Here is an 8788-nt window from a genome sequence, read left to right on the forward strand (position 1 = left end):
ATGATATCTTCCCTCCCTGCTCCCTGCTCCCTGCTCCCTGCTCCCTGCTCCCTGCTCCCTGCTCCCTGCTCCCTGCTCCCTGCTCCCTCCTATGACAACCATGGAATTTCAATCAATACCAGCTTATGACAAATGGTCTAGTAATTGAACAAGATGCAGAATTCTCGATAGACAACTATAACCTCAAAGTCCAATCATACCTAGGTCAATTGACAGTAGGTATTCACTACTTTGAAGTCAACATCGAGTCTACTGACCCCAGTCCCACTACAGGCAACTTGGGCTTGCTGCGTGTGGGGTCTAGTGACGGTGGGCTAAGTCGAGAATTACAGCTACGGGAAAAGCTAGGTAACTATGCCATGATTGCCGAATTACTAGCTAGTACCACCAAAGACTCTGTGGTTATTAACCCTAGGGCGTGTTTTCAAAGTTTTCCGCAAGATTATGATCCCCCCCAGCCCCCCTTAAAAAAGGGGGAGCCAGACTCAAAGTCCCCCTTTTTTAAGGGGGATTTAGGGGGATCTCCGAGTTTACAGAAGCCAGAGGAGATAGAATCTTCTGAGCAACAGTCTCCAGTTACCACTGACCAACAGGAATCAGAACCAACAGTTACTGAAGAAGAAACCACTGAACAAGAGGTCAACTCTGAAACTAGAGAAGATTTATCGGAAACTGCTAAGGACCCTGAGACTGAATCTGAGTATTTAGAGGAGGAATACTATCCAGAAAATGAAATCAGTCCTGACTCCTCTGGTCAAAAGCTGATGCTATTAACGTCGCTGCCAGAGAGTCAATCAACCTTAGAGACTTGGCTGCAAGAAGAGCATTCTGATCAAGAGTCTCTATCACTGATTATCCCCATCTGTCAATGTTTTTACTATTTGTATCAGCATCAGTGGTGCTTGGTTGATGTGATTCCAAAACTGATTGAAATCGGAAAACCGATCAAATTTTTCGATTTAACCAGTGCCTATCCTATTGATCAAAAGCTCGACTATGGCTTGTTAGGAAACTACTGCGCTGTTGAACTCTCCTCCGGTAATCCCGTCCAGGAGTCAATGAGTACTTACACCGTGGCAGCGCTGCTGTACCAAGCTATTCATCAACAGCTTCTTCCACAAGACCAGACTCTTGACATCCAGATTAAGCCCATTCCTCAGATTTATCAACTGCTCAAGATTTGCCTCTCTTCTGTTCCAGAAGAACGCTTCTCCCTGTCTCAGTTACTGAGTCTTTTAATTGAAACTCGTAAATCATTTCAGAAGACTCAAGTTCAATGGCAAGTGGCCAGTAAATCAACAGTAGGACTCTCAACTAGTCGTTTACACAACGAAGATAGCTATGGAGTACGACAGCAGCAGTTGAGTAATGGTGATACTATGATTTTAGCCGCTGTTGCTGACGGTATGGGTGGCATGTCTCAGGGAGACTTAGCCAGTCAATTAGCCATCAAAACCGTGCTTGAGCAACCGATTCCCTCTGAGTTAAAAACTATCAACCAGTATACAGAGTGGTTGGTATCATTATTCCAAAACGCTAACCAATCTGTAACTAAGGCAGTGCGAGACGGCGGAACCACACTAAGTGTAATTTTAGGGATTAGTAACAACTTACTAGTGGCTCATGTGGGAGACAGTCGTATTTATTTAATTAGAAAAAAACAGATATGTCAATTAACTGAAGACCACTCACTAGTAGCGATGTTACTTGCCAGTGGTGAAATCACCTATCAAGAAAGTCTTGACCATCCAGATAGTAATATTCTTACTAAATCTCTGGGTTCAAAACCAAGTCTTAGTGATGGTTATGTCCAAGATTTGAGCCGCTTTAGTCAAGACTTATCCCTAGCGCTAGAAGATAGGGATATCTTGCTGCTCTGTTCAGATGGTGTTTGGAGTTTAGTGTCAGATACTGAACTAGCGGAAACCTTTATCAAAACTCAGCCTTTACAAGCAGCTGTTGACGAAATTATTAAAAAAGTTCTAGATAAGGGTGCATCTGATAATGCTACAATCTTAGCCTTGCACTGTTGTTTAGATAAAGCTTAAGGATAATTTATCCCAAGGTTATCTGTATTATCAGTCATTATGGCAATTAAACTAAATCGATTACTTCGGAGTATTTTATATAGTCATGCCAAGCAAAAAACCTGAAACAAATCCATACTTGGAACTCATTACCAAAACTGGTATTAAAGTAATTCAAAAGATAAGTTTATTAATTATTATTGGTATTTCATTATTTGCTATGGATGAATACTATTTACAAAAGGGAATAAAATGTGACGAAAAAGAGACAATCAATTGGCAATGTAATGCTTCTCCTTTATTAGGTAATTTAGGCACAAGCTTATTTCAGGTAGCTCTAACCTTCTGGGTAGTTGATATTGGTTTAAAACGAGAGACACTGGAGGAAATGGAAAAAGTGTTTAGGGCTACACAAGCAACCAAACATATTAGGGGTTTTTATTCACAGCGAGAAGAATATAATCATCTTATTGAAAAGAACTTTAAAGAATCAAGAAAGCAAGAAATAAAACTATTATGTCTTTCCGAAGATCTGAACATATTTAATCAGCAAAATATGAATATAATCCGAGACAAAATCAAGGAAGGTTGTGAATTAAAAATTTTATTATTACATCCAGAATCGTCTTTAATTGAATGTCTAAACCACACAGGTTTAACTCCTAATTTAGAAATGATGAGGAGTTTATTTTTTAAATTAGGAGAGCTTAAAAAACAACTAATTAAGTATATAAAGAACAATCATAAGATTCAAGGAGCAATAGAGGTTAGACTTCACAAAAATGCATTTTCACCAATTGGTTACTATTCAGATTGCCAAGACTTTACTATCGTGTGGATGTATTTTTCAGACCAAAATGACGGTCACGAATATCCAGCATTTCACATCAATAATATGAATCTGATTGAAAGTGCGGAAAATCACTTTAATAACTTATGGACAAAAACAAGAGGAGAAGATAACATCTTGCTAAGATTAACGCCGGATTCTAAAAATGTTATTGATAAAACACAAGACTATCTTTCTACTAATGGAGTAAAACCAATATAGAGTACCCCTGTTCTGTCACGGGTGCATCTCAGTTTTGAAAATTTTCCTAGTGGTGCTTCAGGGGGGCCTTCATTTTTCGCTTCGTAGTCAGGGTTTGGACAGGCCGCCCCGTAACGCACCACCGTGTCAAACAGCAAAAATGAGATGCACCCTTCTGTCACTTTGGGATAATCGAACGAATTTGCGTCATTTCAGCCTACTAAAAATCAAGGTTTGACCCCAGTTTGACAGAAGAGAGGTAGAGAGGTGGGTGCATCTCACTTTTGCAATTAGACAAAAATTCTAATAAAATTCCCACACTGCCTACACTACCCACTCTGCCTAAAATCCCCACGCTTCCGAAACTTACGGCACTTCCCTTCTTTTTTACAAAGATGAGATGCACCCAGAGAGATACGGGGCTTTGCATAACTATCAGGTACACAGGATTGTTTTCCCTCTTTACTGCTCCCTGCTCCCTGCTCCCTGCTCCCTAAAACCCACGGCTTTGTACCTCAAGCAATTGATAATTGCTATATTCACATCAACATCTACATTAAAGAGATTACCTTATGTACACCAATCAACATAAAACCAATATAGCCTCTCGTCTTACCGAAATCCTTGACAAACGCAAACCCTTTATTGAACGCCTCACCAGTGTAGAAAACCACCTAAAAACCCTTCAATCCACACTACTTGACCTAGAAAAGCACCGGCAGAAGCTAATTCAATTACCCGATAATGCTGAAATAGCTGGTAACTTACAACAAATCAATTTCCCTGGACTACTAAAGCGCTTGGAATATCAGAGTGATCAACTAGCTCAACTTCATAAACGCTTTGACCGTGGCACCCTTAATATTGGTGTAGTGGGGTTAATGGGGCAAGGGAAAAGTACACTACTCAAAAGTTTGAGTGGACTTTCCGATGATGAGATTCCTGCTCGTGAAGGAGGAGCCTGCACAGCAGTTCGGAGTACAGTCTATCATCAAAATCAACCAACCTATGCTAGGGTAACATTCCATGATGAAGACTCATTTCTCAAAGAAGTTATTGGCTCCTATTACGAAGAACTAGGCTTAGTACCCAAACCAAAGAGTCTGGATGAATTTGCTAGCCAGCTTCCCGAACTGCCTAGTGATGCTGCCACAAAAAAAGCCATGTACCAACGGCTGCGCAACGAATATTATGCTCATTTCAATCAGTATCGCCATCTACTGGAAGCAAACTCCCCTCGGGTATTAGATCGGGTTCCCAAGGAAGAAATACGAAACTATGTAGTTCACCAACAAGATGCCAATAGTGACTTCGCGGTTTTGGCAGTCAGAGAAGTAGAGATATTCTGTCCTTTCAGTAGATCCGAAGTTGAAAAGATCGCCTTAGTAGACATACCCGGTTTAGGGGACCTCAGAGTAGGGGATGAAAACCTGATGCTACAAACCCTAGGGGAGCGAGTGGATGTAGTTCTCTTTGTGCGGAGACCAGACTCTGTACGCTACGGCTGGGAAGCAAGAGATACAAAACTTTATGACACAGCCCATAAAGCCCTCAATGACCTGCCAGACCGGTCTTTCATGGTACTCAACAAAATGAGCAGTGCTGATAAATACAACTCTAAAGGCTGTGAAACCCTTAAAAGAACTATTCGCGAAAACCACATAGAGGTGGTTAATTGTGTAATCGCTGACTGTTCTAATCCTGACCAAGCAAATCAAGTTCTGGAGTTAATTCTAGACTACCTAGTTAACAACATTGAAGACCTTGACAGTAAATATGCCAAAGCTTACCAAGACCATATAGATATCCTCCACAGAGACTTAGACACTGATTTACAGAAAGCCAGTAAAGCCCTAGCTGGATTTGGGGATGAAGACCAGTTATTTGTGGAGCGATTCAAAGAGTTTAAAGAAGAACTATCTGACAGTCTTGAAAAATTCCTCAAAAAACTCAGAAAAAACCGGGAAACAGTTGATCCTTACTTTAAAGCAAAAGTCGATACTGTGATGAAAGCCTGCCAAAGTGACCCGGGAATTCCAGCACTAGAAGAAATTGAAAGACAACGCACAGACCGATTCGGAGGCTCTTACAGGTCTACCTACTACGGGTCGATTGCAGCGATGCGAGCGAACCTTTCAAAGCATTTCCTTTCCTTAAACGAAGGGCTACAGCAGTCGGTGGAGCAGCTCAAATCAGAAGTAACAAATGTGCTGGTAAACCTGAAAAAGGGGCACTTGGGGAATCTCACTAAAGAGCGTGATGCCAAGTTTCTAGGGGTGATGACCGAGTTACTAGATAAGTATAACAATCAATTAGAGCTAGGATTCCGAACCCTTTGGGAGTCTCAAGTTTCCTATGAAGGATTAATTCTACACAGTATTCGACAGCACTTTGATGACGAACTTGAACCCGATCTGATCAAGAACAACACCCTGAGCACTACAACTTCCGAGTCAGTAAAATCCCAAGTTGAAGAGTTTAATCAACAAGAAGTAAAAAATCGTCTAGAAGCGCTTCATCAGAAAGTGGTCATTAAATGTAAGCAAACCTTAGATCAGTGGTTAGCTGAGCCAAGCCAAGTCAGATACTTCATCATCGGAGAGTTTTTTGATCGCATTCACTATGCCAAAGATATGGAAGACCAGTGGCGGACTTTTCTAAGAAAGGAAGAAATTCGCTCGAAAGTATGGCCTGAGTTCCAAAGGCTAAAAGAACATAAACAAATTCAGGAGGAGTGGCAAAATTTGCTCCAAAAAGCAATCAGCAGCAACAAATTGGAATCTATGGAGTTTTTGAACTAACTTTGCGTAAGCTATCAGCCTGCTTGACTGACAAAAGTTGAAGTGGAAAGAGCGAAAAGTAAGAGTAGTCAGGGTGTGCATAAGGTTAACAAAAGTACACCGGCTCATCTGATTGACCCATGATGTGATGAGTTAAAATACAGAAAAAACTCTTGAGCAAGCAAACCCAAATGCAGATTAAGGTCGCAATACATCCAGCAGAAGAAGGTGGTTTTTGGGCAGAAGTACCCGCACTACCTGGCTGCATTACTGAGGGAGACACAATGGAAGAGGTTTTAGCAAATCTTCAAGATGCCATTGAAGGTTGGTTAGAAGTTGCCAGCAATTCCTATATTCCTGAACCAAACAGCAAAATTGTGGAAGTTACAGTATGAAATCTGTTTCTGGCAAAAAATTCTGTAAAATTGTTGAGAAAAAAGGATGGGTTTTGAGAAAAATTACAGGAAGCCATCATATTTATGAAAAGCCAGGAGATATACTAGATTAGTTTTTGCTAGCATGCCTATTACCTATTGCCTCTTGCCTATTACCTATTGCCTCTTGCCTATTACCTATTGCCTCTTGCCTCTTGCCTTCCTAAAATTGTAGAAACCTACAATGTCTATTACCTGTATAGTATGCGGTCATATCAATACTGGCAGTAACAACTACTGCACTAGTTGTGGTGCGGCTCTTGAGTTTGAAGACACTGTTAGTTCATCAGCCTACCATTTGCCTGCTGGCACACTCCTAAGGCAGAGTCATTATCGGATAGAAAAAGTCCTAGGAGAAGGGGGATTTGGCATTACCTACCAAGGAATTTACCTACCTAACTCTGCCAAGGTTGCCATCAAAGAACTCTGGCCAGAAAAAGCAGCTAGGATTGGGAAAACCATTACTTGGCCCCCTTCTATTGCTCCGATTGACCGACAACGACAACTCCACAAATTTCAGTTAGAAGCCAGTTACTTACAAAAATGCCCCCACCCTAATATTGCTCAGGTTTATGATTGGTTTGAGGAGAATAATACTGCCTATTTAGTCATGGAGTTTATCTCTGGTAAGTCCTTATACAAAATCTTACAACAAGAAGGTGTTCTTTCGGAAGAGAAGCTCAAGGGCTATTTTATCCAAGTAGCAGAAGCGTTAAAAGTTGTTCACTCTAATCAACTATTACACAGAGATATTAAACCAGATAATATTCTAATTGATCACCAAGATCGAGCCGTATTGATTGATTTCGGTGCTACCAAAGAATTCATGGCCGGTCAAACCCGTGAAATGAGTGTAACCTTGTCACCAGGATACGCTCCTCTTGAGCAATACAGTTACCGGAGTAAGCGTTGGCCAGCTACGGACATCTATGCTCTATGTGCGTCAATGTATGAATTACTCACTGGTCAATTACCCGCTCAAGCTACGGAAAGGGCTGGATCAGAAACGTTAATTCCACCACGACAGTTAGCTGCTCAGATTACACCCCAAACTGAGCAGGTAATCTTAACTGGAATGAGAATGAAGGTAGAGGAGCGATTTCAGACAGCCGAGGAACTGATTGATGCCCTCAAAGGCAAGTTTGTTTCTCCCAGTCAAAGGAAAGCGTGGGGATTAGTTAAGCAAGGAAAGTTAGCAGAGGCGGTTCAAGCTTATCAACAGTGTCTAACTAATCAGCCCAACCATGGTGAAGCTGCGGTTGAACTAGCCCTAGTTCAGATCCATCTCAATGATGCTCAGGCTGAGGTAGCAGCACAAACAGCGATTCGACTACAACCAAATGATGGCAGGAGCTATGGGGTTTTAGGACTAGTCAACTGCCGTAAATCAAATTGGTCAACAGCGGTAAAACAGTTGCAACAAGCAGCAGACTTAGCTCCCCAAGAGGTTTGGATACAAGCTAATCTAGCTTGGGCATGGGGAAAGCTTGGCAATTGGCAACAGGCAGAATCTGCTATTTCCAAAGCACTACACATTGATAGTAACTGTACCTTTGCCCTAGGGTTACAAGCATGGATTAATGCCAATCAACAGCAATGGAAACGAGCAATTCGTACTGCTACCCAGGCACTGTTCAAGTCAAAACAGGCTCAGTCTAGGGAATCCCAACAACTACAACAATGGATATATCCCTATTTAATCATTGCTTTGGAAAAGGCAGTTGTTACCAGACAGTCTAGGGACGTGGAGCGCCGGATTATAGAGTTTACCACTCAAGTCCCCGATAGTGCAGTTGCTTGGGGATTGAAAGGTTGGAAGCAAGCTGTGCAAGGGTTGTGGCCTGAGGCCCTGGCCAATTTTGAGCAAGCCAGCCAGAAAGCAGACGTTCCTAGCTGGGTATCCCTGAATCAAGGAATCACTCAGGAACACTTGCAGAATTATCAAGGTGCTATCCAAACCTATCAAGCCTACATTCAGAAATGTCCATCTGATGCCTTTGCTTTATTCCGTCTAGGCACTTTACTAGGAAAAGTGGGACAATGGGCACAAGCACGCTCCTATCTGGAAAAAGCCGTGCAGTTAAAACCAGACTATGCTGAGGCTTACCACAACTTAGGTTGGGTTTTACTTAATATCAGAACTGTAGATGGTCAGGTTGAGAATTTTCGTCCCCTGTTGTCCGCCTATCGTCAAGCATCTGAGTTTTACCTGCAACAGTACCAATCGGAATTAGCTGGTGCAATTAGACAAGCCTTTCAAATAGCTGGGGTTGAGCTTTAGCTGAATTTCTGTAGCTTGAAGAACAATAGATAGCGTTTATCGCACTTATGATATAGTAGCGTTTATTGCATTTACGAGGTACGTTCTAAACCTCAAAGTCCCCCTTATTAGATACGGCTGGCGAAATTAATATTTGTTTACAAAAGGATGAGCAGATGTGGAAAAGATCCTTTGTTCGTAGTTGGTTTGGGAGTTACAGTTGAAACAATTGTATCAGTTATCAAACTGAGGAGTTG

General features: G+C 41.7%; 6 protein-coding genes. All 6 read left to right on the top strand.

What is annotated here, in order from left to right:
• The first annotated feature begins 125 nt into the window (after positions 1 to 125).
• The 6 genes from F6K49_RS31565 to F6K49_RS31590 all read left to right on the top strand — a co-directional run bounded on the left by F6K49_RS31565 (position 126) and on the right by F6K49_RS31590 (position 8552).
• Positions 126 to 2048, top strand: coding sequence for a protein phosphatase 2C domain-containing protein (locus tag F6K49_RS31565; RefSeq protein WP_293102994.1), 1923 nt, complete (start codon positions 126 to 128; stop codon positions 2046 to 2048).
• An 85-nt stretch (positions 2049 to 2133) separates the two neighbouring features.
• Entirely contained in the window at positions 2134 to 3078 is a 945-nt protein-coding gene (locus F6K49_RS31570; protein ID WP_293102998.1) for a hypothetical protein, read from the top strand.
• Between the two features lie 551 nt (positions 3079 to 3629).
• The gene (locus F6K49_RS31575; protein WP_293103002.1) at positions 3630 to 5858 is read left to right on the top strand and encodes a dynamin family protein; all 2229 of its coding nucleotides are present in this window, start codon (positions 3630 to 3632) and stop codon (positions 5856 to 5858) included.
• A gap of 170 nt (positions 5859 to 6028) precedes the next feature.
• Positions 6029 to 6232, top strand: a complete 204-nt coding sequence (locus F6K49_RS31580) for a type II toxin-antitoxin system HicB family antitoxin (RefSeq protein WP_008182203.1) — start codon at positions 6029 to 6031, stop codon at positions 6230 to 6232.
• Positions 6229 to 6345, top strand: coding sequence for a type II toxin-antitoxin system HicA family toxin (locus F6K49_RS31585; RefSeq protein WP_229424272.1), 117 nt, complete (start codon positions 6229 to 6231; stop codon positions 6343 to 6345). The genes F6K49_RS31580 and F6K49_RS31585 overlap by 4 nt, the downstream gene beginning before the upstream one ends.
• 110 nt (positions 6346 to 6455) lie before the next feature.
• Positions 6456 to 8552 (top strand): serine/threonine-protein kinase, encoded by a 2097-nt coding sequence (locus tag F6K49_RS31590; RefSeq protein ID WP_293103005.1) that lies wholly within the window; start codon positions 6456 to 6458, stop codon positions 8550 to 8552.
• Positions 8553 to 8788: the final 236 nt, after the last annotated feature.

It is taken from the genome of Moorena sp. SIO3I6, from assembly GCF_010672095.1.

Coding starts and splice junctions, on each gene's coding strand:
- F6K49_RS31575 (WP_293103002.1), top strand. CDS start 3,630: ATGTACACCAATCAACATAAAACCAATATAGCCTCTCGTCTTACCGAA.
- F6K49_RS31580 (WP_008182203.1), top strand. CDS start 6,029: ATGCAGATTAAGGTCGCAATACATCCAGCAGAAGAAGGTGGTTTTTGG.
- F6K49_RS31590 (WP_293103005.1), top strand. CDS start 6,456: ATGTCTATTACCTGTATAGTATGCGGTCATATCAATACTGGCAGTAAC.
- F6K49_RS31585 (WP_229424272.1), top strand. CDS start 6,229: ATGAAATCTGTTTCTGGCAAAAAATTCTGTAAAATTGTTGAGAAAAAA.
- F6K49_RS31570 (WP_293102998.1), top strand. CDS start 2,134: ATGCCAAGCAAAAAACCTGAAACAAATCCATACTTGGAACTCATTACC.
- F6K49_RS31565 (WP_293102994.1), top strand. CDS start 126: ATGACAAATGGTCTAGTAATTGAACAAGATGCAGAATTCTCGATAGAC.